This is a genomic window from Pandoraea sp. (genome assembly GCF_004297875.1).
Classification (GTDB): Bacteria; Pseudomonadota; Gammaproteobacteria; order Burkholderiales; family Burkholderiaceae; genus Pandoraea.
This window is the reverse complement of sequence record NZ_SCSK01000024.1, coordinates 58,571-84,179: the sequence shown is the minus strand read 5'-3', so window position 1 is coordinate 84,179 and position 25,609 is coordinate 58,571. Positions and strand designations below refer to the sequence as shown.

General features: G+C 63.8%; 23 protein-coding genes and 1 tRNA gene. 6 read left to right on the top strand and 18 right to left on the bottom strand.

What is annotated here, in order from left to right; all coding sequences use genetic code 11:
- Positions 1-160: 160 nt before the first annotated feature.
- The 10 genes from EPN80_RS07385 to gloB all read right to left on the bottom strand — a co-directional run bounded on the left by EPN80_RS07385 (position 161) and on the right by gloB (position 12,882).
- Positions 161-577 (bottom strand): RidA family protein, encoded by a 417-nt coding sequence (locus EPN80_RS07385; protein WP_293025278.1) that lies wholly within the window; start codon positions 575-577, stop codon positions 161-163.
- 4 nt (positions 578-581) lie between these two features.
- Positions 582-1,022, bottom strand: coding sequence for a thioesterase family protein (locus EPN80_RS07380; protein ID WP_293025276.1), 441 nt, complete (start codon positions 1,020-1,022; stop codon positions 582-584).
- Between the two features lie 11 nt (positions 1,023-1,033).
- The gene (locus EPN80_RS07375) at positions 1,034-2,671 is read right to left on the bottom strand and encodes an AMP-binding protein (RefSeq protein ID WP_293025275.1); all 1,638 of its coding nucleotides are present in this window, start codon (positions 2,669-2,671) and stop codon (positions 1,034-1,036) included.
- A gap of 67 nt (positions 2,672-2,738) precedes the next feature.
- On the bottom strand, positions 2,739-3,899 hold the full coding sequence (locus EPN80_RS07370) for an acyl-CoA dehydrogenase family protein (protein ID WP_293025273.1): 1,161 nt from the start codon (positions 3,897-3,899) through the stop codon (positions 2,739-2,741).
- Between the two features lie 21 nt (positions 3,900-3,920).
- A complete protein-coding gene (locus EPN80_RS07365; protein ID WP_293025271.1) occupies positions 3,921-4,784 on the bottom strand; it encodes an enoyl-CoA hydratase family protein in 864 nt (287 codons plus the stop codon).
- A gap of 28 nt (positions 4,785-4,812) precedes the next feature.
- Positions 4,813-5,619 carry an SDR family NAD(P)-dependent oxidoreductase gene (locus tag EPN80_RS07360; protein WP_293025270.1) on the bottom strand — a complete coding sequence of 269 codons (807 nt, stop codon included), beginning with the start codon at positions 5,617-5,619 and terminating at the stop codon, positions 4,813-4,815.
- Complete coding sequence (locus tag EPN80_RS07355; RefSeq protein WP_293025268.1) at positions 5,616-7,958, bottom strand: bifunctional salicylyl-CoA 5-hydroxylase/oxidoreductase; 2,343 nt, start codon at positions 7,956-7,958, stop codon at positions 5,616-5,618. Before EPN80_RS07355 ends, EPN80_RS07360 begins: the two co-directional genes overlap by 4 nt.
- Before the next feature lie 201 nt (positions 7,959-8,159).
- Entirely contained in the window at positions 8,160-10,058 is a 1,899-nt protein-coding gene (locus EPN80_RS07350) for a propionate--CoA ligase (RefSeq protein ID WP_293025266.1), read from the bottom strand.
- Positions 10,059-10,221: 163 nt separating this feature from the next.
- The gene (locus EPN80_RS07345; protein ID WP_293025264.1) at positions 10,222-11,952 is read right to left on the bottom strand and encodes a transglycosylase SLT domain-containing protein; all 1,731 of its coding nucleotides are present in this window, start codon (positions 11,950-11,952) and stop codon (positions 10,222-10,224) included.
- A 138-nt stretch (positions 11,953-12,090) separates the two neighbouring features.
- Positions 12,091-12,882 (bottom strand): hydroxyacylglutathione hydrolase, encoded by a 792-nt coding sequence (gene gloB / locus EPN80_RS07340; RefSeq protein ID WP_293025296.1) that lies wholly within the window; start codon positions 12,880-12,882, stop codon positions 12,091-12,093.
- A 15-nt stretch (positions 12,883-12,897) separates the two neighbouring features.
- Between gloB and EPN80_RS07335 the strand changes: the two genes are divergently transcribed.
- From EPN80_RS07335 to EPN80_RS07315, 5 genes are all read left to right on the top strand, one after another.
- On the top strand, positions 12,898-13,734 hold the full coding sequence (locus EPN80_RS07335; RefSeq protein WP_293025262.1) for a methyltransferase domain-containing protein: 837 nt from the start codon (positions 12,898-12,900) through the stop codon (positions 13,732-13,734).
- A complete protein-coding gene (rnhA, locus tag EPN80_RS07330) occupies positions 13,731-14,174 on the top strand; it encodes a ribonuclease HI (RefSeq protein WP_293025260.1) in 444 nt (147 codons plus the stop codon). The genes EPN80_RS07335 and rnhA overlap by 4 nt, the downstream gene beginning before the upstream one ends.
- A 17-nt stretch (positions 14,175-14,191) precedes the next feature.
- Positions 14,192-14,929, top strand: a complete 738-nt coding sequence (gene dnaQ / locus EPN80_RS07325) for a DNA polymerase III subunit epsilon (RefSeq protein ID WP_293025258.1) — start codon at positions 14,192-14,194, stop codon at positions 14,927-14,929.
- Positions 14,930-15,014: 85 nt separating this feature from the next.
- Positions 15,015-15,089: transfer RNA gene (locus EPN80_RS07320), tRNA-Val, on the top strand.
- 243 nt (positions 15,090-15,332) lie between these two features.
- Positions 15,333-15,953 carry a hemolysin III family protein gene (locus EPN80_RS07315; RefSeq protein WP_293025294.1) on the top strand — a complete coding sequence of 207 codons (621 nt, stop codon included), beginning with the start codon at positions 15,333-15,335 and terminating at the stop codon, positions 15,951-15,953.
- Positions 15,954-16,002: 49 nt separating this feature from the next.
- Here the strand turns inward: EPN80_RS07315 and EPN80_RS07310 are convergent, their stop codons facing one another.
- Both EPN80_RS07310 and EPN80_RS07305 read right to left on the bottom strand, forming a co-directional pair.
- Positions 16,003-16,260: a DUF4148 domain-containing protein gene (locus EPN80_RS07310; protein ID WP_293025256.1), complete on the bottom strand. Its 258-nt coding sequence runs from the start codon at positions 16,258-16,260 to the stop codon at positions 16,003-16,005.
- 189 nt (positions 16,261-16,449) lie between these two features.
- Positions 16,450-18,798, bottom strand: a complete 2,349-nt coding sequence (locus EPN80_RS07305; protein WP_293025254.1) for a cytochrome P450/oxidoreductase — start codon at positions 18,796-18,798, stop codon at positions 16,450-16,452.
- Between the two features lie 232 nt (positions 18,799-19,030).
- On the opposite strand from EPN80_RS07305, the gene EPN80_RS07300 reads away from it, so the two are divergent.
- A complete protein-coding gene (locus tag EPN80_RS07300; RefSeq protein WP_293025252.1) occupies positions 19,031-19,861 on the top strand; it encodes an IclR family transcriptional regulator in 831 nt (276 codons plus the stop codon).
- A gap of 86 nt (positions 19,862-19,947) precedes the next feature.
- Here EPN80_RS07300 and EPN80_RS07295 read toward each other — a convergent pair whose 3' ends face one another.
- The 6 genes from EPN80_RS07295 to EPN80_RS07270 all read right to left on the bottom strand — a co-directional run bounded on the left by EPN80_RS07295 (position 19,948) and on the right by EPN80_RS07270 (position 25,550).
- A complete protein-coding gene (locus EPN80_RS07295) occupies positions 19,948-21,345 on the bottom strand; it encodes an MFS transporter (RefSeq protein WP_366468783.1) in 1,398 nt (465 codons plus the stop codon).
- Between the two features lie 279 nt (positions 21,346-21,624).
- Complete coding sequence (gene hutG / locus EPN80_RS07290; RefSeq protein ID WP_293025250.1) at positions 21,625-22,563, bottom strand: formimidoylglutamase; 939 nt, start codon at positions 22,561-22,563, stop codon at positions 21,625-21,627.
- Between the two features lie 4 nt (positions 22,564-22,567).
- Positions 22,568-23,329: an amino acid ABC transporter ATP-binding protein gene (locus EPN80_RS07285; RefSeq protein WP_293025248.1), complete on the bottom strand. Its 762-nt coding sequence runs from the start codon at positions 23,327-23,329 to the stop codon at positions 22,568-22,570.
- Complete coding sequence (locus tag EPN80_RS07280) at positions 23,326-23,994, bottom strand: amino acid ABC transporter permease (protein ID WP_293025246.1); 669 nt, start codon at positions 23,992-23,994, stop codon at positions 23,326-23,328. The genes EPN80_RS07285 and EPN80_RS07280 overlap by 4 nt, the downstream gene beginning before the upstream one ends.
- A gap of 18 nt (positions 23,995-24,012) precedes the next feature.
- A complete protein-coding gene (locus EPN80_RS07275; protein ID WP_293025244.1) occupies positions 24,013-24,762 on the bottom strand; it encodes a glutamine ABC transporter substrate-binding protein in 750 nt (249 codons plus the stop codon).
- A 20-nt stretch (positions 24,763-24,782) separates the two neighbouring features.
- Positions 24,783-25,550, bottom strand: a complete 768-nt coding sequence (locus tag EPN80_RS07270) for an IclR family transcriptional regulator (RefSeq protein ID WP_293025243.1) — start codon at positions 25,548-25,550, stop codon at positions 24,783-24,785.
- Positions 25,551-25,609: the final 59 nt, after the last annotated feature.

Genomic DNA, 25,609 nt, shown 5'->3' with positions numbered 1-25,609 from the left:
CTGCGCCGGGTGAGCGACTTCATCGTGGTCGATCGCGGCGGCGAGGGCGCCAACTGCGACGAGCAGGACCTGCCGCAAACCTGGTGGCTCACCGAGGCCGCGCTCGAACGCGCGCTGGCCCCCGAGGAAAGCCTTGCGCTGTGCTGAGCCGCGCACGAAATCACGCCAGCGCCTGAGGCGGCACGACCGCCGTCACTTCGATTTCCACCTTGGCCCGGTCCTCGACCAACTCCGCCACCTCGAAAGCCGTCATGGCCGGAAAATGCCGGCCAATCACAGCCCGGTAGTGCTCCCCGATCACCGGATACGCATCCACATACTCCCGCTTGTTCGTCACATACCAGGTCATGCGCACGATATGCGACGGCTGCGCGCCGCCCTCGGCCAGTACCGCGACGATGTTTTCCAGCGTCTGCCTGACCTGCTGTCCCAAATCGTCGCTTTCGAATTGCTGCTCGGCGTTCCAACCGATCTGACCACCCACGAAAATCATCCGACTGCCGGGCGTCAACTCGCACATCACGCCATTGGCATAGCCACGGGGTTTTGCCCAGGTGGGCGGTTGCAGCATTTGCATCGAATTACTCCACATCAAAAGAATCGTTATCGACCAGAAAGCCGCCAAGCGCGGCACGCATTTCCTCTGGCCACGGCACCGCGCGGGTGCTCTGCAAATCCATCAGCACGATCACCAGTTCGGCCCGCACGCGCACGTTGCCGTCACTGCCGGCAAAACGAATCGCCAGGGTGGCCGAACTGTTGCCCAGCCGCACGACTGCCACGCTGCAGTCGAGCACGTCACCCAGACGGCTGGGCGCGGAAAACCGGCATTGCGCGTTGACCGTCGGAATACCCTTGCCGCGCACGTCGTGCAGCTCGGCAAACGACACGCCCAGACCATCGGCAAACCAGTCTTCGACCAGATCGTTCATCAGTTCGAAATAACGCGGATAAAACACGATCCCGGCCGGATCGCAGTGTCGAAAGCGTATCGTGACCGGCCTGACAAAAGGTTGTCCCATCTTGCTGCCCCTTAGCTCTGGCGTAACTTGAAGCGCTGCAGCTTGCCCGTCTCGGTACGTGGCAGCGCATCCATGAACTGGATCGCGCGCGGATATTTATACGGTGCGATGGTGGCCTTGACGAAGGCCTGCAACGCCTGCGTCATCGCCTCGTCGCGCGCATATCCGGGCTTGAGCACGACGTAGGCCTTGACGATCTGCCCGCGCGCGTCGTCGGCCACGCCGATCACGCCGCATTCGGCGACCGCCTCATGCCGCAACAGCGCGGCCTCGACTTCCGGCCCGGCGATGTTGTAGCCGGCCGAGACGATCATGTCGTCGGAGCGCGCCTGGTACGCGTAATACCCGTCTTCGTCCGCAATGAAGGTATCGCCCGGCAGATTCCAGCCTTGCTTGACATAGTTCTTCTGGCGCTCGTCGGCCAGATAGCGGCATCCGGTCGGTCCCTTGATCGCAAGCCTGCCGACCTGGCCCGGCGGCAGGGGATTCATGTCGTCGTCGATGATCTGCGCGATATAACCGGGCACCACTTTGCCGATGGTGCCCGGCCTGACGTCGGCCCCGGCGCTGGAGATGAAAATATGGATCATTTCGGTGCCGCCGATGCCGTCGATCATCTCGATGCCGGTGGCCTGCTTCCAGAGCTGGCGTGTCGCATCAGGCAGCGCCTCGCCGGCCGACACGCTTTTCTTCAGGCTGCCGATGTCGTGACTCGCCACCAGTGGTGCCATCTGCCGGTAGAACGTGGGCGCGGTGAACACGATCGTGGCGCGGAAATCCTGGATCGTCTGCAGCAGGGTCTCGGGGGTCAGCTTCTCGATCAGCACCGTCGAGGCACCGACCCGCAGCGGGAAGGTCAGCAACCCGCCTGTGCCGAAGGTGAACGCCAGCGGCGGCGTGCCGCAGAAAATGTCGTTCGGGCCCGGCTTGAGCACGTGACGGGGAAACAGATCGCACATTGCCAGCACATCACGATGAAAGTGCATGGTGCCCTTGGGCTGGCCGGTCGTGCCGCTGGTGAAGGCGATCAGACACACGTCGTCGTCCGCCGTATCGCACGCCGTGAAAGTCTCCGGCTTGCCCGCCAGCCGGGCGTCCAGCGAGCCCGGCGTGCCGTCGTTGAAATACAGCACCTGGGCCAGATCGGCACAGTGGTGCTCGTGGCCCTCGGTGCGGCAAAACTCCATCTCATCCTTGAGCCGTACATCGCACAATGCGGCGGTAATTTCCGCCTTGTCGATCATCTGCTTGAGCTCTTTGGCGCGCAACAGCGGCATGGTCGGCACAGCCACCAGCCCGGCTTTGATGATCGCCAGCCAACAGGCCGCCATCATCAGATTGTTTGGCCCGCGCAACAGTACCCGGTTGCCGGGCACCAGTTGCAGGTCTTCGATCAGCACGTGGGCAATGCGGTCGACCAGCACGCGTAATTCGCGATATGTCGTGGTCGCCGGCTTGCCTTCGTGCACGGTATGAATCGCAGGCCGCTGGGCATGCCCTGCCGCTACCATCTTGTCGAGCAACTCGACCACGCAGTTCAGGCGAGCCGGATACGTCACGTCCGGGTTGTCGAGCAAAAACTCCGGCCACTGATCGGCGGGCGGCAGGTGGTCCCGCGCATAGGTGTCGAGATGTCCGGTGCGGTGCATATCAATCTCCTTGATTGGGTGGCGGCTTTCTCGAGAGCCGTTCAGCATGAAGGGACTTAAGGCGCCATCAGGCGTCTTTCAGCAATTCGCGCGCAATGATGAGCTTCTGTACCTCGGTCGCGCCCTCGTAGATGCGCAGCGCGCGGATTTCCCGGTACAGCCGCTCGACCACGTTGCCGCGCATCACCCCGGCGCCGCCGAACATCTGCAGTGCGCGATCGATCACGCGTTGCGCCTCCTCGGTGGCGAACATCTTGGCCATCGCCGCCTCGCGCGTGGTGCGCTGCCCCCTCGCGTCGCGCAGCCAGGCGGCCCGATAGGTCAGCAGCGCGGCACCGTCCACGGCGGTCGCCATCTCGCCGAGCGCTGCCTGGGTCAATTGAAAATCCGCCAGGGTATGCCCGAACATCTGGCGTGACTTCGCGCGTGCGACCCCCTCATCCAGCGCACGCCGCGCAAAGCCGAGCGCGGCCGCCGCCACCGACGCGCGAAAAATATCCAGCGTCATCATGGCCAGCTTGAAACCCTGACCGGGCTCGCCCAGCAAGTGATCGGCCGGCACTCGGCAGTCGCTGAAGCGCAACCGCGCCAGCGGATGGGGTGCGCATACATCGATGCGCTCGGCAACGGTCAGTCCAGGCGTATTCGCATCGACCACGAAAGCCGATATGCCGCGCGCGCCCGGCGCTTCGCCGGTGCGTGCAAACACGCAGTAGAAGTCGGCAATCCCGCCGTTGGAAATCCATGTCTTCTCGCCGTTGAGCACGAAGTGTTCGCCATCGCGCACCGCGGTGCATTGCATCGCCGCCACGTCGGAGCCAGCCTCGGGCTCCGACAGCGCGAACGCGGCAATCGCCTCGCCGCGCGCCACCCGCGGCAGATAGCGGGATTGCACCGCCGGACGGCCCGCCAGCGTAATGGCCCCGCTGCCCAGGCCCTGCATCGCAAAGGCGAAGTCGGCCAGTCCGTCGTGCCGCGCCAGCGTCTCGCGGGCCAGGCACAACGAACGCGAATCGAGCTGGTCGAGCGCGCCGCCGTACACCGCCGGCACGCAGTATTTCAGCCACCCCGCCGCGCCCAGTTGGCGCACCAGCGCCACGCAGGCCGCGTCGGTGTCGCCGTCGTGATCGACGTGCAGCTCGCGTGCGCACCAGTCGTCCAGGGCCGCCGCCATGGCGCGGTGCGAATCATCGAGAAACGGCCAATCGAGAAACTGCGTATCGCTCATCGTCTGGATCTCCTCGCCGCCTCAGTCGCCCTGGAATACCGGCTTTTGCCTGGACACGAAGGCCTCGTAGGCGCGCCGGAAATCCTGGGTCTGCATGCAGATCGCCTGCGCCTGGGCTTCGGCCTCGATCGCCTCGTCGACACCCATCGCCCATTCCTGGTGCAGCAGTTTCTTGGTCACGCCATGCGCGAAGGTCGGCCCGGCCGCCAGTTGCGCGGCCAGCGCCAGGGCTTGCGCGAGCACCTCGCCGCCCGCGTGCAGGGCATTGAAGAAACCCCACTGCAGCCCCTCCTCGGCGCTCATCGAGCGCCCCGTGTAGAGCAGCTCGCTCGCGCGGCCCTGCCCGATCATGCGCGGCAGCAGCGTGCAGGCGCCCATATCGGCGCCGGCCAGACCCACGCGGGTAAACAGAAAGGCCGTCTTGGCCTGCGGCGTGCCCAGCCGCATGTCCGAGGCCAACGCAATCATCGCGCCCGCACCCGCGCAAATGCCGTCGACCGCGCTGACGATCGGCTGCGGGCAAGCGCGCATCGCCTTGACCAGGTCGCCGGTCATGCGCGTGAATTCGAGCAGTTCCGGCATGCGCATTTGCGTGAGCGGACCAATGATTTCATGGACGTCGCCGCCCGAGCAGAAATTGCCGCCCGCGCCGCTGATCACTACCACCTTGATATCGGTGGCGTACGTCAGATTGCGAAACAGATCGCGCAGCTCGGCGTAGGAGTCGAAGGTCAGCGGATTCTTCTTCTCCGGCCGGTTCAGCGTAATGTGGGCGATACTCGACTTGCCGTTTGTATCGGCGGCGACCGACCAGAGAAAATGCTTGGGTTGATAGTCCGCAAACGGACGCTTGTGGTGCGCCATGGTAAGGGCCACATCGCTCATCGGGAAAGCCTCCAATAAAAATTCGGGATCAGCCGACCATCACTTCGCCGCCGGCCACCGCAATCGCCTGCCCAGTGATCGCTTGCGCGCTCGGCAGGCACAGCCATGCCACGGCGTCGGCCACTTCATCGGGCTGCACCATGCGCCCCTGCGGATTGCGACGCGTCAGTTCCTCGCGCGCCTGGGCTTCGGTCCGGCCGGTCTTGGCGACGATGTTGGCGACCGCCTCCTGCACGATGTCGGTCTCGGTGTAGCCGGGACACACGGCATTGACCGTGACGCCTCGCTTGGCGACCTCCAGCGCCAGCGCACGGGTCAGGCCGACCACACCGTGCTTGGCCGCGCAATAAGCCGCGACATAGCCATAGCCGGTCAGGCCGGCCGTGCTGGCGACGTTGACGATGCGCCCCCAGCCTGCTTCGAGCATGGCCGGCAGGGCCGCCTGCGTGCAGTGGAAGGTGCCGCTGAGATTGACGTCGAGCATGCGCTGCCAAAGCGCCGCCTCGGTTTTCAGAAACGGCGTCGCGGCAGCCTGGCCGGCGTTATTGATCAGCAAAGATACGGGGCCAAAGGCGGCCTCGGCCTTGGCGAAAGCAGCTCGCACCGTCGACGCGTCAGTCACGTCGGCCGTCACGTAGATCGCTTCACCGGCCTCGCGCAACGTTCGCGCGCCGGCCTCGAGTGCCTCGACCGAGCGGCCGAGCAGCGTAATGCGCGCGCCATGCGCCTGCAGGCAGCGGGCGATGGCCGCGCCGATGCCGCGCCCCCCGCCGGTGATCAGGGCATGCCGTCCCGCCAGGGCCGGCGTTTTGCCGGAGATTGTCGATTCATTCATTTGCCGATTTGCTGCGCATATTGCGCCGCGCGCTCCAGGTTGGTTTCAAGTTGGCGCTTGCCGGCGACATACTGATTCGGCCAAGCGATTTCCTTGTAGCCGATCTTGGCGGCCTCGTGCAAGGTCCAGAACGGATCGGCCAGATGCGGCCGGGCCAACGCGCAAAGATCGGCGCGCCCCGAGGCGATGATGCTGTTGACGTGGTCAGCCTCGAAAATCGCGCCGACGGCGATGGTCGGAATGTGCGCCTCGTTGCGCACGCGATCGGCAAACGGAGTCTGGAACATACGACCGTAGACGGGCTTTTCCGCCTTGCTGACCTGACCCGACGAGCAATCGATCAAATCCGCGCCGGCCGCCTTGAAGGCGCGCGCGATCGCCACCGCATCGTCGGCGGTAATGCCCCCCTCGACCCAGTCATGCGCCGAAATTCTGACCGACATCGGCTTGTCGTCGGGCCACACGGCGCGCACCGCATGGAACACTTCGAGCGGATAGCGCAAGCGGTTCTCGAGACTGCCGCCATAAGCGTCGGTGCGATGGTTGGTCAGCGGCGAGATGAAACTCGACAACAGATAGCCATGCGCGCAGTGCAGTTCGAGCCAGTCGAAGCCGGCCTCGTGCGCGCGCCGCGCGGCCGCGACGAAATCGTCCTTCACGCGCGCCATGTCCGCCTCGTCCATCGCGCGCGGCGTTTGCGAGACGCCTTCGATATACGGCAGCGGCGAGGCCGAAATCAGCGGCCAATTACCGGTGGCAAGCGGCTGATCGATCCCTTCCCAGGCCAGCCGTGTCGATCCCTTGCGCCCGGCATGGCCGATCTGCATGGCGATCCTGGCCTCGCTGTTGGCATGCACGAATTCGACGATGCGCCTCCAGGCCGCCGTCTGCTCGTCGTTCCACAGCCCCGGGCAGCCCGGGGTGATGCGCGCATCGGGCGACACGCACGTCATTTCCGCCACCACCATGCCGGCGCCGCCCAACGCGCGGCTACCCAGGTGGACCAGGTGGAATTCGCCCGGCACGCCGTCGCGCGCCGAATACATGGCCATCGGCGACATCACGATGCGGTTCTTCAACTGCACGCCGCGCGCCTGGAACGGGGTGAACATCGGCGGAATCACCTGTTGCGACGGCCGGCGCTCGACGCCGGCACGGCGCGCCAGCCAGTCTTCATAGGCCTCGACATATTGCTTGTCGCGCAGCCGCAGGTTTTCATGCGAAATCCGCTGCGAGCGCGTCAACAGGGAATAGGCGAACTGTTCCGGCTCGAACGCGGCGTAGCGCTCGACGCTTTCGAACCACTCGGTGGAGTTGCGCGCCGCATTCTGGATCTTGAGCACTTCGACGCTGCGAATTTCCTCATACTTGCGAAGCGCATGCGGCAAGTCGTCGGTGCCGAACTCCCGGAAGCAATCAGCCAACTGGATCGCGTCTTCGAGCGCGAGCTTGGTGCCCGAGCCGATCGAGAAATGGGCGGTATGGGCCGCATCGCCCATCAACACCACTGGCACCGACTTGCCGTCGAGCTGATTCCAGTGCACCCAGGTGTTGCAAATCACGCGCGGGAAGCGGATCCAGATTGCCGAGCCGCGCAGGTGCTTGGCATTGTTGAGCAGCTTGTGCCCGCCCAGGTACTTGGCAAACAGGCGCTCGCAATAGGCAATGCCTTCCTCCTGACTCATTTCATCGAGCCCGGCCTTTTTCCAGACCTCTTCCGGCGCTTCGACGATGAAGGTCGACGTATCGTCGTCGAATTGATAGGCATGCGCCTGAAACCAGCCGTGCTCGGTTTGTTCGAAGGCAAAGGTGAACGCATCGAACCGCTGGTGGGTGCCGAGCCAGACGAAACGGCACTTGCGCACGTCGATGTCGGGATGGAAGGTATCCTGATAACGCGTGCGTATGCGGCTGTTCAAGCCGTCCGACGCAATCACGAGATCGGCGTCGTACTGTCGGGCGATCGCTTGGTCGTGGCTCACCTCGTTTTCGAACACCAGCTCGACGCCAAGCGCCTCGCAGCGCGCCTGCAGGATATTGAGCAGCTTCTTGCGGCCGATGCCGATGAAGCCGTGCCCGCTCGAGCGCAGCGTACGGCCCTTGAAATGAATGTCGATATCGTCCCAGTGGTTGAAAGCGGCGTTGATTTGCTCGGCGCTCTCGGCGTCGGCCGTCACCAGGTTGCCCATCGTGGCGTCGGAAAACACCACGCCCCAGCCGAACGTGTCATAAGGACGATTGCGCTCGATCACCACGACGCGATGGGCCGGGTCGCGGCGCTTCATCAAAAGCCCGAAATACAAGCCTGCCGGGCCGCCACCGATGCATACGATGTTCATTGCGCTTCCTCCACCTTGCCAAGACACAGGGCCGGCCTCAACAGCGCGGCGCGTTTAATTAATCCATAAATATTTTATACCTAAAATAATAATCCAAAGTTTCGCCGGATACAAGCGCCGCATGCACGGGGCGCTCGAGCGACTCCCCCGGCACGCGATCATACCGGGCATGCTGCGCAGGCGCCGGGCCCGGCGTCGGTCTCAGCCGGCCTGCACGGCGTCGCGAATCAGTTGCAGCGCAGCGGGGTCCTCGATCGTCACCAGCTCCCCGGTGTGCCGCCCCTCGCAAATGGCCTGGATGGCGCGGCGCAGCAATTTGCCCGAGCGTGTCTTGGGCAGCAGCGTGACGAAGCGAATGCGCGCCGGCCGTGCGATACCGCCCAGTTGCTGCTCCACCAGCCGCATCAATTCGCCTTCCAACGCCTGGCAATCAGCCTGCGTGGCAACCCGCTCGGCATGCCGCACGACCGCGAAAGCCATCGCCACTTGCCCCTTGAGCGCATCGCTCACGCCAACCACCGCCACCTCGGCGACCTCGGGATGGCTGGCAAGACTTTCCTCGATCTCGCGCGTGCCGAGCCGGTGCCCCGCCACGTTGATCACGTCGTCGGTGCGTCCGAGAATGAAATAGTAGCCATCGTCGTCGCGCGTGCCCCAGTCGAAGCTCGAATACAGCAGCCGATCCGGCACGGTCGACCAATACGTCTTGACGAAGCGCTCGTCGTCGCCCCACAGCGTGCTCATGCACCCGGGCGGCAACGGGCCGGCGATCGCCAGCACGCCCTTTTCGTTGGCCCCGCAATCCTGGCCGGTCGCCTCGTTGACGAGCCGCACATCGTAGCCGAACACCGGCAGCCCCGGCGAGCCGAACTTGCCCGGCAGTTCGGGCTCGACGCCGCGCGCCAGCGCCAGGATCGGCCAGCCCGTCTCGGTCTGCCAGTAGTTGTCGAGAATGGGCTTGCCGATGCCCTCGCTGATCCAGCGCGCGGTCGGCTCGTCCAGCGGTTCGCCCGCCAGAAAAACCCGCTGCAGGTGCGACAGGTCATATTGGGTGAGGTAGGCCGGATCCTGCTTTTTCAGCATCCGGATCGCGGTCGGCGCCGAGAACATGATATTGACCTTGTGCCGCTCGGCGATGCGCCACCACACGCCGCCGTCGGGCCGCACCGGCGTGCCTTCGTACATGACCGTCGCCATGCCGGCAATCAGGGGGCCGTAGACGATGTAGCTGTGCCCGACCACCCAGCCGATATCCGAGGCGGTAAACATCGTGTCGCCGGGCTGGCCGCAGAAAATCACTTTCATTGAAGCAGCCAGCGCCACCGCGTAACCGCCGGTGTCGCGCTGCACGCCTTTGGGCTTGCCGGTCGTCCCGGAGGTGTGCAGCACGTAAGACGGCTCGCTCGATTCGAGCCAGACGCACGGCACCTCGGCGCCGAGATGTTGCGCGCGCAAGGCCTCGTAGTCCAAATCACGCCCCGTCACGCGCGTCATCGGCGCCAGGCCGCGGTCCACCAGCAGCACGCGCTCGGGTTTGGCCGCGGCCAGCGCGATCCCCTCATCGAGCAGCGGCTTGTAGGGTACGACTTTCCCATTGCGCGAACCTGCGTCGGCCGAAACGATCACCTTGGGCGCGACGTCGTCGATGCGCGACGCCAGGTTGGCCGAGGCGAAACCGCCAAACACCACGGCATGGATTGCACCGAGCCGCGCACAGGCCAGCATCGCGAAGCAAGCTTGCGGAATCATCGGCATGTAGATCAGCACACGATCGCCGCGTCCGATGCCCTGCGCCTGGAGGATCGCCGCCATACAGTTGACCTCGGCATGCAGCGCGGCGAAGTCATACACCTGCTCCTGCCCGGTTTCACTCGAGACCCAGATCAGCGCGGGTTGCGCGGCGCGCGCGCTCAGATGCCGGTCGACGGCGTTATGGCACAGATTGGTGCGACCGCCGACGAACCAGCGCGCAAAGGGTGGCCGGCTGTAGTCGAGCACTTCTGAGAACGGGGTTTGCCACTCGATCAGGTCGGCCTGCTCGCGCCAGAACCCGTCGCGGTCAGCTAACGAGCGGGTGTAAAAATCGTGGTAGGCACCCATGCGTCTCCTCCATTTTTGTGATCGGTATGGCGCGCAGTCTGCGCTGACGAGCTTACGCGCATCTTACCGCCAACCCCGCAGCCGCGGAGCAGCTGTGCGCGCGTCATAAAAAAACGCCGCGGACAAGCCGCGGCGTTCAATCCGATGCGCAGTATCACGCAGATCAGCGCTCCGCAGTTCGCAACGTTTTCTCGAAGCGACGTTTGGATCTGTCAGCCACAGCGCGCTTGGCGGTCGCCTTCCGATCTTTCTCCCTGGCGCTCACCGCCGGCGCGCCATGTCTGCTGCCTTCCCTGCTGGCTACTTCCTTTACCTTCGTCTTCTTGACCGTGCGATGCACGGCGACCTCGCGTTTGGTCACCTCGCGCTTTGCCTGCGCGTGCTTTGGCGCCTCTCGACGGGCAACCTCGCGCTTGACCACCTCACGTTTGGCCACCTGGGAGCGGGTCGGCGCAGGACGCGATTCGCGCGCGGCTGCCGCGACGCGCGACTCGTCGCGCTGGCGCACGTGCAGCACCAGCGCTTGCCCGGCTCGCAAGCCGTTACCGCGCAGGCGATTCCAGCGCTTGATTTCGAGCTCACTCACACCATAGCGTCTCGCCACCATGCTCAACGAGTCACCGCGCCTGACCCGCACCGAGAGCGTGCGCATCGGCGGCACTTCGGGCTCCAGCGCCAGCACGGCATTGTCGGCCACGGTCGAACTGATGTCCCTGTCATCCTCGCCGGTGCGCGGCACCAGAATGGTCGATCCCGCTTTCATGCGAAATCGCGGCGGAATGCCGTTGACCGAGCGGATGGTCGATGCCTCCACGCCCAGCCGCTTGGCGATTGCCTCAGGCGACTCGGCCTGTTTCAGCGTATAGGTGGTCCAGCTGGACAATGGTTTCTTGTAGCTCTTGAGCTGCTTCGCGAAGATGTCGGCGTTATCGAACGGCAGCAGAATCTTCGATCTCGTCGCGCCCAGGATAACGGGCTTCTTGAACGCCGGGTTGAGCGCCCGAAACTCGCTCAGCGGCAGGTCGGCCAGGCGCGCCGCCAGCGCCACGTCGATATCGTGCGAGGTCGTCACACTGACGAAATAGGGGTGGTTCGGAATTTCCGGCAGCTTCACGTCATAGAGCGCGGGATGCTCGATGATGTTCTTGATCGCTTGCAGCTTCGGCACGTATTCACGCGTCTCGGTAGGCAGACGCAGGCTCTGGTAGTCGGTCGGCAAGCCTTGCGCCTGGTTGCGCGCGATAGCGCGCTGCACGTTACCCTCGCCCCAGTTGTAGGCGGCCAGCGCAAGGTACCAGTCGCCGAACATATCGTGCAGATTCGACAGATAGTCCAGCGCCGCGTCGGTCGAGGCCACGACGTCGCGGCGCTCGTCGCTGAACATGTTCTGCTTGAGGTTGTAGGTCTTGCCGGTGCTGGGGATGAACTGCCACATGCCCGCGGCCTTCGCGGTGGACAACGCCTGCGGGTTGTAAGCGCTCTCGACGAACGGCAGCAGCGCCAGCTCGGTCGGCATGTGACGCTTCTCGAGTTCCTCGACGATATGGAACAGATAGCGGCTCGAGCGATTGACCATACGCTCCACGTACTCCGGGCGCGACGCATACCAAGCGGTGCGCTCCTGCACCAACGGGCTATCCAGATCAGGGATTGCGAAGCCGCGGCGGATGCGGCTCCATAGATCGTTGTCCTGGTGATCGCCGTACGACAGATTATCGAGCGAGTCCTTGTCGGCGTCGATCGTCTGATCGCTGGAAACTTGCTGTTTGGAAGAACTGGAGAGAGCCGAAGCGGAGGAAGTATTACTTTGCGCTGTTGAAGCGCCGGAACCTGGCGGCGCGCTAGCACACGCTGCCAATACCAGCGTCAGGAGCAGGCTAACGATAAGACGCATTGATTGTTCTCAATGATGACGGCTTCTTACTGGAAAATTTCAAGGATGGTAAGGAAACCCCTCTTGCGCGTCAACCATTTTTGCCTGATTTTGATGCATTTTTAGCCAAAATTAAGGGCAATCCCCTAGGAACTTCGGCTAACGAAAGCCGTCTTTCCACGCCCGAATCGCGGCAAAGACACCGAGCCGGTCCAACGATGTCCGGCCCGCCTGGGAGATGGCGGCTTCACGCACCTGCGGCGCGTCGCTGCGTAAAAACGGATTGACCGCCAGCTCGTGAGCGAGCGTGGTGGGCACCGTGGGCAGGCCCGCCTCACGCAGACGGGCGGCCTCATCCCGCCAGGCGCGCAGCGCGGCATTATCCGGTTCGCACGCCAGCGCGAAGCGGATATTCGACATCGTGTATTCGTGCGCACAATGCACTCGCGTGTGGCCGGGCAGCGCGGCAAGCCGGTCGAGCGACGCCAGCATTTGCGCTGGCGACCCCTCGAACAGGCGCCCGCAGCCGCTGGCAAACAGCGTATCGCCACAAAACAGCCGCGGCGCCTGATCATCCTGCGCGGCCATCCAATAGGCAATGTGGCCGCGCGTGTGACCGGGTACACTGATCACGTCGAACAGCAGGCGCGGCGCGTCGAGAGCAACTTGCTCGCCGTCGTTCAGCGGATGATCGACCGAGGGGATCGACTCGGCCGCCGGACCATACACCGGCACTTTGCCATGCGCGAGCAACTCGGCCACGCCACCGACGTGATCGCCATGGTGATGTGTCAGTAAAATAGCGGATAGTTTAAGACGATGGGCGCGCAGATAGTCGAGCACCGGCTGGCTCGCGCCCGGATCCACCACGATCGCCTCGGCCCCGCTGCTCAACAACCAGATATAGTTGTCCTGAAATGCCGGGATCGGCACCACGCTCAATGCAGCCATCATCTGTCCACCAATATGTCCGATGCACCGATTATAGACTGGCCCGCCTGGCTTGATTCACCGCCGGGCCGCTATGTGATGGCGTGGGAGCAGGCCCAGTTCGATCATTGGGTCGGCGATGTGTTTGGCTATCACGCGCTGCAACTCGGCCTGCCGGAGCTCGACGCGCTGCGCGAAAACCGCATGCCCTATCGCGGCCTGGTGCTGCCGTTTCACCCGCGGCAACGGCCCGCGCCCGCGCCGGTCGAGGTACGCGCGGCGACCGGCCCCGGCCACACCGGCGCGCATCACGCGCGCCCCGCGCGCGACGTGCTCATCAGCCGCTTCGACGAATTGCCGATCGCGACCCAGAGCATCGATCTGGCGGTGCTGCCGCACGTGCTCGAATTCACCGAAAATCCGCACGACATTCTGCGCGAAGTCTGCCGGGTACTGATGCCCGAGGGGCAAATCATCATCACCGGCTTCAACAATCTCAGCCTGTGGGGCGCGCGCGAACAACTGGCGCGCCTGAGCGGCAAGCCGTTCCTGCCGCAGCCGGTCGACCTGATCGCCTTTACCCGTCTCAAGGACTGGCTGAAGCTGCTGGGCTTCGATCTCGACCGCGGCCGCTTCGGCTGCTATCGCCCGCCAATGCGGCGCGAGCATTGGCTGGCACGCTTCTCGTTCCTCGAGGCCGCGGGCGATCGCTGGTGGCCGATCTTCGGCGGCGTCTATGGCGTGCGCGCGGTCAAGCGCGTGCGCGGCATGCGTTTGGTCGGTCGCGTGCGCAAGCGTATACTCAGCCTCCAGCCCGAGCTCAAGCCGGTTGCCACACCCAACACGACACACCGCGACCACCCCGATTCATGACCCTGCCTCACATCGAAATTTTCACCGACGGCGCCTGCAAGGGAAATCCAGGCCCAGGCGGCTGGGGCGCGCTGCTGCGCTGCGGCGCCACCGAAAAGGAATTATTCGGCGGCGAGCCCCTCACCACCAATAACCGCATGGAACTGCTCGCGGTCATCCGCGCCCTCGAGGCGCTCAACCGCCGCTGCCATGTGGTGCTGCACACCGATTCTCAATACGTGCAAAAAGGCATCAGCGAATGGATACACGGCTGGAAGCTGCGCGGCTGGAAAACCGCGGCCAAGGCGCCGGTGAAAAACGCCGATCTCTGGCAGGAACTCGACCGGGTCAGCCAGCAGCATCAAATCGAATGGCGCTGGGTCAAGGGACATGCCGGTCACGACGGCAATGAGCGTGCCGACCAGCTCGCCAATCGTGGCGTCGCCAGTCTCCAAACCTAACTCTCGAATTTCACGCCATGCGCCAACTCGTCGTCGACACTGAAACCACCGGACTGAACCCCAAGACGGGCGACCGCATCCTCGAAATCGGCTGCGTCGAACTCGTCAACCGTCGCCTCACCGGGCGCAACCTGCACTACTACATCAACCCCGAGCGCGACAGCGACCCGGGTGCGCTGGCCGTACACGGCCTGACCACCGAATTTCTCAGCGACAAGCCCAAATTCGCTGAAATCGTCGACGAATTGCGTGACTACATCGGCGGCGCGGAAATCATCATTCACAACGCAGCCTTCGATCTTGGCTTCTTCGACGCCGAATTCGAGCGACTCGGCCTGCCCAACTTCATGAGTCATTGCAACGGGCTGATCGACACGCTGCTGCAAGCCCGCGAAATGTTCCCCGGCAAGCGCAACTCGCTCGACGCCCTGTGCGAGCGCCTGGGCGTGAGCAATGCCCACCGCACGCTGCACGGCGCGCTGCTCGACGCAGAGCTGCTCGCCGAGGTGTATCTGGCCATGACGCGCGGCCAGGAAAGCCTGGTGATCGATCTGATGGATGCCAGCCCCGGCAGCGGCGAGGCCCACAGCGCCCGCGTCGCACTGCACCAGATCGAGCTGACCGTGCTGGCGGCCAGCAGCGAGGAGCAGGCCCTGCACGACGGTTTGCTCGACGAACTCGACAAAAGCATCAAGGGCACCTGCGTCTGGCGCAACGCGCCCGACACTGGCCACGAGGCCGGCACCCCATCCTGAGCCGGTGCCCGCCGGGCGCCGCAAAAAGTGAAGCGCCCCCTCTTTACGGACTGCACAATTCATGGAATAATCGCGGTCTCTTTTCGGGTGGTTAGCTCAGCGGTAGAGCACTGCCTTCACACGGCAGGGGTCACAGGTTCAATCCCTGTACCACCCACCAGCATTATCGGTGTGTGAAAACCCGAAGAATCAAGGCCCTACGGCATCAGCCACGGGGCCTTTTTTTGTGCGTCTCGATGGCATCCCACGCCACAGGGAGCACCCCACGGAAAAGCCACAACATCGCGTTCGGATTGGATCAATCCCGTAACGCTGGCCAGGGCATATAAATTTATGTCGCCATGGCCACGGCATTCTTCCCGGATCGGTATGATGAGTGAAATCACCCCCGGAGAATGACCTCATGCATGTCGGTGAGCGATTCAACAGCATTACCCATCTCGTCGGTGCGGCCTTGTCGATCGCGGGGCTTTGCGCACTGGTCACGATCGGCGCACTCGACCATGACGCGTACAAAGTAGTGAGTTTCAGTGTGTACGGCGCGATGCTATGCGTCCTCTATGCGATCTCGACGCTTTATCACAGCGTGCGGGGTCCGCGACTGAAAACCATCCTCCAGAAATGTGATCATTCGGCGATCTATCTGTTGATCGCAGGCAGCTACACGCCGTTTACACTCGTCACGCTGCGCGGACCATGGGGATGGTCGCTGTTCGGTGTGAGCTGGGGGCTTGCCGCACTCGGCATCGCCCAGGAACTCACGCTGGGCCAACGCACCCGCAGCGTCTCGATGGCACTGTATGTGCTGATGGGCTGGCTGGCACTCGTGGCGATCGGCCCGCTGGTTCATGCGCTGCCCGCGGCGGGCACGGCCTGGCTCGTCGCGGGCGGCGTCATCTACAGTGCCGGCATCTACTTCTTCATCAATGACGAACGCATTCGCCACGGGCATGGCATCTGGCACCTGTTCGTGCTGGCCGGCAGCCTGTGCCAGTTCGTGAGCATCGCGCGATACGTCGCATAACGCCCGCGGCGAGATGCCCGGCGGTTTTGCCGGCGTAGCACGCTTGAGCCTACTGCGCGGAGGTACCTGCCTGATGTTGTGCCGCTTCGATCTGCGCGGTACGGGCCTGCAGTTGCGCGGCCTGCTCCGGGGTATACGGATAATTGACGTAATCGACCGGCACCAGGCCCAGTTCTTCGGCAGCCTGCAATTCCGCCAACACGTGGGCACGGGTCACCCGGTCAGCGCCTTCGTTGGCGAAAGCGCCACTGGCGGCAATACTCAACACACCTGCCAGCATCAGCGCGGCATAAGTCCTTTGTTTCATGGAAAACTCCTGTTTTCATCTGCGTGGAGCCCCACTTTTTTATTTCACATCCGGCGTGGGGCCATGAAAACCAGTATAGATTTCCGTGCGTGACGGACCTAGGTCGATTCCCGCAACAATCAATTGCAAATATGGTGCTTGCCAGCGGCCGGCCGCTCGTGAGCCAAGCCGGCGAGCCGCCGCAGTGGCTTACAGTTCCAGCACTAGCCGTTTGCCGCACGCGCGCGAGCAGCAGGCCATCATCTTGCCATTGGCCTCGCGTTCGGCACGTGTGAGCACCACGTCACGGTGATCGACCTCGCCCTCGAGCACACGCACCTCGCAGGAGCCGCACAACCCTTCCTCGCAATCGCTTTGCACATCGATATTGGCGGCGCGCAAGGCGCTGAGCAGTGTCTGGTCGGCGGGGACATGCACGGTGATGCCCGAATCCTTCAACGTGACCTCGAACGCATGCTCGTGAGTCGGATCGAGTTTGCTCAGGGTCGACTGGAAGTGCTCGACACGCAGCGCATCGGCAGGCCATGCCGCGCAACTGGCGCTCAGCGCGTCGAGCATGCGCACCGGACCGCACGCATATATCTGCGTGTCGGCATCAGGTCGCGCGAGCAGCGCCGGGAAATCGTTGCGCCGCCCTTCATCCTTGGCGTACACGTGCAGGCGCTCGCCATGCAGCTCGGCCAGCTCGTCGAGCAGCGCCATCGAGCGGCGGCTGCGGCCGCTGTAATGCAGTTGATAATCGATGCCGAGCGCCTTGGCGCGGCGCGCCATCGCACTGATCGGCGTGATGCCGATGCCGCCAGCGATAAAAATCGCGCGCTTGACGGTTTCATCGAGACGGAAATGGTTGCGCGGCCCGCGAATCCGCAGGCGATCGCCCGCCCGGACGTTTTCGTGCATCCAAAGCGATCCCCCCCGGCCTTGCGCCTCGCGCAACACGGCGATCTCGAAGACGGCCGGCTCGGCCGGATCGCCGCACAGCGAATATTGACGCGACACGCCGGTGTCGCCGCACTCGACGTCGATGTGCGAGCCCGGCGCCCAGCGCGGCAACGGCCGGCCGTCGGGCGAAGCCAGCCGCAGCCTGACGATATCCTCGCCGGCCGGGCTCACGCTTTGCACCACCACGGTTCGATTGATCGCATGACCCGACGGCTCGCCAATGCGCACTGCCATGCGGGACTCAAGCACGCCGGGATCGGTGCGCTCGGGGTTCTGCCGAGGGTCCCACTCGACCCACAAATGTTCGGGCCCGCGAAACGATGTGTTCGGCACATACGTAAACTGCTGCTCGGCCAGTCTCATGTGAGGCAGGCGCCGGGCAAATTCATCCAGGAAAATCTGCATCTCCATGCGCGCCAGATTCTTGCCCATGCACTGATGCGCACCGTAGCCGAAGGTCAGCTGGTCGCTGGCATTCTCGCGCCGGATGTCGAACAGATCGGCGTCGGCGAAGTGCCGCTCATCGTGGTTGGCCGACGACATCACAATCAGCAGCTTCGCTCCCTCGGGAATCGCCACGCCGCCCACTGTCACCGCCTTGGTGGCCAAGCGCCGCCAGGCCGCCACCGAACCGTTGTGGCGCAGGCACTCCTCTACCGCGTTCGGAATCAGGCTCGGGTCCTCGCAGATCTCGCGCCACGCATCCGGGTGCTGCAGCAATAGCTTCATCGCATTGGCCGACGCATTGGCGGTCGTCTCGTGCGCCGCCACGATGCCGGCCATCATCATCGAATGCAGATACGAGTCGGTAACCACCTCAGGGTGCGTCTGCTGCTTGCGCAGCCCATATTGCATCCAGCCGGGCTGCGAGGGGTCCTGCCGCATCTTGTCGAGCACCTTGCCGGCAAATTGCCAGAAATTGCCCACTGCGTGCGCAACCTCGATCTGCTCCTGGGGCTTGGGCCGCCCCCACGTATTGACGGTATGCGCGATCGAATACTTGCGCAGCATATCCATGTCTTCCTCGGGCACGCCGAGAAAGTGCAGCGCCACGGTCAGGGGCACTTCCCACAACATCTGGTCCACCAGATCGGCGCGGCCGTCGTCGATGAAGCGATCGACATATTCGCGCGCCAGCCGCCGCACCATCGGCTCGTGATGCTTGAGCTGCTCCGGCGTAAACGGCTCCATCAGCACGCGCCGGCGCGGCATGTGCGCCGGCTCGTCCTCGTTGACCAGCGTGCGGTTCATCGCGTAGCCATACGAAGCGAGCACCGCATTGGCCTCGGACCCGGTCGGCGTGATTTTTTCCAGCGCGATCGACGGGCTGAAGGTGATGTTGTCGCGAAAAATCGCCTTGATATCGTCGTAGCGAGTCACGACCCAGTATCCCAGCCTGGGACTGTAGAACACCGGCTCCTGCTCGCGCGCCCAGCGCACGTACTCGGGCGGATCCTGCTGGTAGCCGTCGCCGAATGGGTCGAACTCGGCCGCGCGCGCGCTCACGGGACAGCCGGACGGCGACACTTGCGCGGACGCCGCGGCGTGGCTGAAAGGGCATTGGGCGGGGCTGGAGTCGGGGGTCGGGTCGCTCATGTTCGTGCTCGATCGTTACTGGCTCGTCTCGGTTCGGGCTGTCTGCGGCACATCAGCCAGGCAATGCGCCAGCCCGCGACCGGCGCGGGCGCCGGTGCGCTGTCCCTTTATATCGTTATTTTGCGTAATTGTAGTACGCTATGCGTAATTTTACGAGACCGACTTGGCGGGGAGCGAATTTTTCGCGCAGCCAGCCTCGACCGACATGCCGGGCACCTTACAATCCAAGCCGATGAACAAGAAACCCGCCCCTCAGGAACTCCTCGCGCCAGCGCAGGCGCCCGCTCGCGAGCGGCGCGCCCGCGTGCAATCGGCCGAAACCGGCATGACCGTGCTCAAGGGCCTGTCACGCCTGGGCGGGCGCGCCAGCCTGAGCGCGCTGGCCGCGCATGTCGGCGAGAGTCCGGCCAAGGTGCACCGCTACCTTGCCAGCCTGATCGAACAGGGCCTGGTCGCGCAGGACGCCGACTCCCAGCACTATCACCTTGGCCTTGAAGCCATGCTCATCGGCGTGGCGGCAATGCGCCAGGCCGATCCTGTGCGGATCGCCGAGCCTTCGTTGGTCAGGTTGCGCGAACAATTGGAAGTGACCTGCTTTGTCGCCGTGATGGGCAATATGGGGCCAACCATCGTGCGCTTCGAAGAACCTGGCCTGCCGGTCACCGTCAACGTGCGGGTCGGCTCGGTGCTGTCGATGCTGTGGTCGGCCACCGGACGCGTCTTCCTCGGGCTGCTCGATGAATCGCGCGTGCGTGCGCTGGCCGAAGCCGAGCTCGCCGCCGCGCCGCGCGAATTGCGCGCGCAACTGAGCCGCGACGACGCCATCGATACATTACGGCAGGAGGTGCAAGCCGCCGGCTGCGCGACGGTTCGCGACACCAACCTGAAAGGCATCAGCGCGGTGGCCGCGCCGCTCTATGACTACACGGGCCGCCTGTGCGCGGTGCTCACCGCACTGGGCGCCACGGGAGGTTTCGACGCCGCCATCGACGGACCGATCGCCATGGCCGTGCGACGCGAGGCGACGGCTGCCAGCGCGCAGATGGGATACGCGCCAGGCTAAGCAAAAGGCGCGGCCAGAGGCCGCGCCCGGGAACTGCTGGCGTTTTGCTTCCGACTGGCGCCGCGCAACCGCCGCGGCGGCCGGCTTCAATGGCTGATTTTCTCCAGCGACAAACCGCGGGTCGACGGTCCGAGCAGAATCATGCAGATACCGAGGACCATCGAAATCCCAATAAAGACCGCAACGCCCGGCACACCATAGCCGTTGATCAAAATGCCGATTGCCAGGCCGGCGAAAGCGGCGGCAAGCCGGCTCCATGAATAAACGAACCCAACGGCGCGCGCACGCACGCGGGTCGGGAACAGTTCGGCCTGGTAATTATGGTAGGCATAAGACATCACGTTCGCGGCCAGCGTGAACAGCACGCCGAGCACGATCAACAGCGCCGGGGACGAAGACTGCGAGAACAGCGCGATGACGATGCCCATGATCGCCAGCCCCCCGATGATCTGCGTCTTGCGCTCGAACTTGTCGGCAAACAGCGAGCCGATCAGCGGGCCGAACGGATTGGCGATCGCAATGATGAACGCATACTCGAGGCTGGCCGTGACATGAATGCCGCGGTGGATCAGCAGTGTCGGCACCCACGCCGCGAAACCGTAGAAACCGATCACTTGCGCCATATTGAAAATGGACATGATGACGGTGCGCTTGAGGTACAGCGGTCCGAAGATTTCGCTGAGCGAGCCGCGCCCTTCCTTCTCGGGTTGGACGGCTTGCGGCCTCGGCAGCGCAACGCCCTTCTCGGCAGCCACCCGGCGTTCGATATCGGCCATGATGCGCTCGGCCTCCTCGACGCGGCCGTGTCGCGCGAGCCAGCGCGGGCTCTCCGGAATATGCCGGCGCAGCACCCACACCACCGCGGCGCCGACCGTGCCGATCAGGATCACCACGCGCCAGTAATCGAGACCGAACGGCTGCGTGCCCTTGAGAATGAACGCCAGGAATGCGACCACCGGCACCACGCAGAACGTAATGAACTGATTGATCGCATAAGCGCGGCCGCGCTCGTTGCTGGGCATCAGTTCAGAGATGTAGGTGTCGATCGTCACCAGTTCGACACCGATGCCGATGCCGGCGATCAGGCGCCAGATGTCGATGGCAAACCCCGTGGTCTGAAACGCCATGATCGCCGTGCAGATCATGTACCAGATCAACGACCAGGTGAACACCACGCGCCGGCCGAAGCGGTCGGCCACGTAGCCGAACAGCAACGCGCCGAGCCAGAGCCCGGCAAAAGTGGCGAACACGAAAGTGCCGAAGCCCGCGACCTTCAATGGTCCCAGCGCGGCGAAAATCCCCAGCGACTCCGGCTTGAACAGGCCCGACTGCACCATGCCCGGCGCCACATAGCCGGTGAAGAACAAATCATAGAACTCGAAAACGCCGCCCAGCGAAATAAGAATCACCATGGTCCAGATAGTTTTCGATGGCGGCAGCCGATCGAGTCGCGATGCAATTTCAGCTGCTTTTTGTGAGGACATGCACGTCTCCTGTTAACTTTTGAGTTATTTGAGTGCGTACCGGCGGCGGCCTCCGGGGATAGCGTCAGCCCGGTCCGGAGCGCAGAAAGCAACGCCAAGCGGATGCATTATCTTCCGGCACTCCTGATTGTGTCGATGGGTTTGGAGCGAAATTATGATAGTCGATTTCCTCGATACCGAGAATCCGGGCATACCGCGGCTGGCAGCGCCGCCAGCCAGTGAGCGCCGCGCCCGACCGCCACATCGGCAGTTCGGCGCAAAAGCCCCGTCCGGCGCGCCTCAACCGCAAATCAACTGATAGGCGAGCCGGGCCGCCACGCGCGCGGTATGCCGGTCGATATCGAAAGTCGGATTGTATTCGGCGATATCGGCCACGCGCAGCTTGCCTGAGCGTTGCACGCATTTGACCAGCTCCTCGATCACCGCCAGCGGCACGCCGTACGCGGCCGGCGCCGAAACGCCGGGGGCAACGCCGGCGGGCAGGACATCCATGTCGATCGTCAGGTAGACGTGGTCGGCGTCGGCAAGCTGTCGATCCAGTTCGGCCGCGCGCCGCTCGAGGTGTCGCTCCTGCAATTCGAAGTCCTGCACATAATGCACATCGAGCTCGGCGGCCCGGGCAAACAATGCCGGCGTATTGGACAGCCGGCTCACACCCAGGCAACTGTATGCGAACGGCACGCCGCGCGCCCGGCAGTCCATCGCGATCTGGTCGAACGGCGTGCCGGAGTTGGCCGGCCGCGTGGCGCGCAAATCGAAATGCGCATCGAAGTTGACGATCAGCAGGCGGCCCACATCGCCGCGCGCGTCGAGCCAGGCCCGTAGCCCGCTGTAAGTGCCGTAAGCCATTTCATGCCCCCCGCCGATCACCACTGGGCGAGCCTGCCGGGCCAGCAACCGCTGCACGGCCGCGCCCAGTGCGTGCTGGGCGTCTTCGAGGCGGTCGTCGGGGCAGCCGATGTCGCCCGCATCAAACAGCACCGGCAAGCCGTGTGCCGGCACGTTGGCCAGGGCGCGCCGCACCTCGCGCGGCGCGAGCGCCGCGCCAACGCGCCCCTGATTGCGCCTGACGCCCTCGTCGCAGGCAAAACCCAGCAACACCGGCGCGCCGGGCCGCACATCCGCGTCCAACAGACGCACCACCTGGAACAGCCGCGTGGTGTCCCCCCGCTCCCCGGCATCGAGCCGGCCCTGCCACATCGAAACATCAATTGCCATACACTTACTCGCGGGAAATCACCGCCTGCAAAAAGCTGCGCGTGCGCGCTTCTCTCGGTTGGCTGAAAATTTGCGACGGCGGTCCGGCCTCGACGATGCCGCCGCCATCCATCACCACCACCACGTCGGCCACTTCGCGCGCGAACCCCATCTCATGGGTGACGACCATCATCGTCATGCCTTCCTTGGCAAGCAGCTTCATGACTTGCAGCACCTCACCGACCAGTTCCGGGTCTAGCGCCGAAGTCGGCTCGTCGAACAACATCACCTTGGGCCGCATCGCCAGTGCGCGGGCAATCGCCACGCGCTGCTTCTGCCCGCCCGAGAGCCGGCCCGGCATGGCATCGGCCTTCTCGCTGAGCCCGACCTTTTGCAGCAGCGCCCTCGCTTCCTGCCGCGCCGCTTCGTGCGACATGCCGCGCAGCTTGCGCGGGCCGATGGTGATATTGTCAAGTACCGACAAATGCGGAAACAGATTGAACGACTGGAACACCATGCCCACCTCGGTGCGCAACCGGTTCAGGGCCTTGTCGGGCAGCAGCCTGCCATTGTCGAGCAGGCGCGTGCCGCAGATATCGATCACTCCCTGCTCCGCCACCTCCAGACCGTTGCAGCAGCGCAGGAACGTGCTTTTGCCGGAACCGCTCGGCCCGATGATGACGACCACCTGCGACGGCTCGACCTCGAAATCGATGCCCTTGAGCACCACGTGATCGCCGAACGACTTGGTCAGATTGCGGATTTGAACGATGGCCGATTCGCTCATTGCACCATCCCTCCGGCGCGCAGTTTGCGCTCGGCAAAACGCAGCAGCAGGCTGGTCGTGCCCGTCATCACCAGATACACCAGCGCAATCGCCAGATAAACTTCCAGCGAGCGATATGACACGCTAATAATCTTCTCTCCCTGATGCATCAGATCGTCGATGGTCAGCAACGATACCAACGCCGAATTCTTGATCAGCGCGATAAACTCGTTGCCCAGTGGCGGAATCATCCGCACGATCGCCTGCGGCAGGATGATCGAGCGCATGGCCTGGGCCGAAGACATCCCGATCGATCGCGCGGCCTCCATCTGCCCACGATCGATCGACGCAATCGCCCCACGCACCACCTCCGACTGATACGCGCCGGAGTACACGCCGAGCCCAAGCACGCCGCAGAAAAACGCCGGCAACATGATATTGAACTGCGGCAGTCCAAAAAACAGCAGGAACAACTGCACCAGTAGCGGCGTGCCGCGAATCACGACCAGATAGACGGTGCAAAAGCCGTACACGAAACGGTGGCGCGGGTTAAGCCGGCCGATCCCGACGAGCAAGCCCAGCACGCAGCCGAGCAGCAGCGAGGCGCTCGTCACCTCGATCGTCACGAGCGCGCCGTGAGCCAGCTCCGTCCATCCATGAAAAACCGGCGTAAAGTCCAGTTGCATCCGAATGTCCTCGCCGGCTTACTTGGCGTCCGGCCCAAACCACTTCTTCAGCAGCTTGGCGTACGTCCCGTCGGCCTTGATCTTGTCGAGCGCCGCGTTCAATTGTTGAGTCAGCTGCGGCATGTCCTTGCGCACCGCCATGCCGTATTCCTCGGTCGTCAGCGGCGTATCCAGCACTCGCATATCGCCGGTTGTCTTGGCGTACTGCTGCGCCGCGGGCTTGCCGGTCACCGCCGCATCGACCCGGCCGATCTGCACGAGATTGAACATATCTTCATTTTTCTCGACCTCCACGCGCTGCACCTTCGGGTAGTGGGTGCGCAGGAAATCCACCGACTTCGTACCAACCTGCACGCTTACCTTCTTGCCGTCCAGATCGGCCGGTGTCTTGATCGCCGTGTTGCTCTTCTTGACCAGCACCACCAGCCCGCCGTGATAGTAAGGTTGCGTGAAATCGACCACTTGCTTGCGCGCATCGGTGATGTATATCGCCGACACCGCGACGTCGAAGCGGTGCGCCACCAGCCCCGGAATGAGACCCTTGAAGTCGATATCGGTCCATTGCACGCGGCGCCCCATCTCCTTGGCCATCGCTTCAACCAGATCGATATCGAAACCGGTGCGGTGGCCGTTCTGCACGAACTCCATCGGCGGGAAAGTCGCGTCGGTGGCAACACGCAACACCTTGTTGTCTTGCGCGTGCGCAATGCTCGCTGCGGAGCACAGGGCGGCCGTGGCCAGAATGAACTTGCGGCGTGTAATTAGCATGGGGGTCTCCAAGGGCTTTCTCAAAAATCTTGCAGCCGCGCCGAGATAACCCGGGCGGTCGCAAGGGTTGCGTCAATCAGTTGTTGCGTCTTCTGATGCGCACGTGTCGCGGGCGCCATCAGGGTCAGCGTGCCGGCGGCTTTGCCGGGCTGGCGAAACAGCGGCGCACTGATGCCCCACACGCCGGGATCGACCTCGCCCTCGGTCACGACGAAGCCGCGCTCGCGAATCTGTTCCAACTCGGCGAACAATTGCGCCTGCCGCTTGGGTTTGGCATCCAGCAAATCCGTCACGATCTGGCGGGCCGCCGAGCCCGGCATAAACGCCAGCAACGACTTGGCCGAGGCGCCGTCGAGCAGCGGAATGCCTCGTCCTTTCTCGAAGGAGCAACGCAATGAATGCTGGCTCTCCACCATCTCCAGACACACCGCCTGATCCTTGACCGCGACGATCAACCCGACGCTCTCGCCCGATTCAGCTGCCAGCCTGGCCATCGGCAGCTTCGCCTCGTGCACCAGGTGCGAGGCCTGGTCGAAACCCATCGCCAGTTGCAGTCCCACCGGCCCCGGCGCGTACTTGCCGTCGATCTCGGCGACGAAACCCCATTGCTTGAGCAACGCGATCTGGCGATACAGAGTGCTTTGCGCCAGCGCAGTCTTTTGCGCGAGGTCGCGCGCGTTGATCGGATGACCATGCCGCGCGAGCGTCGCCAGCACGAACAGCACGCGATCGGCGCCCGCCTTCGAGCTTGGCTGTGCGATATCGGTAAGCGATTGACGATGATTCATGGGCTGAAGAATCGTCAATTTCTCTCATTATTTCAAGCCAGAATTCCCAACTAGCGGGA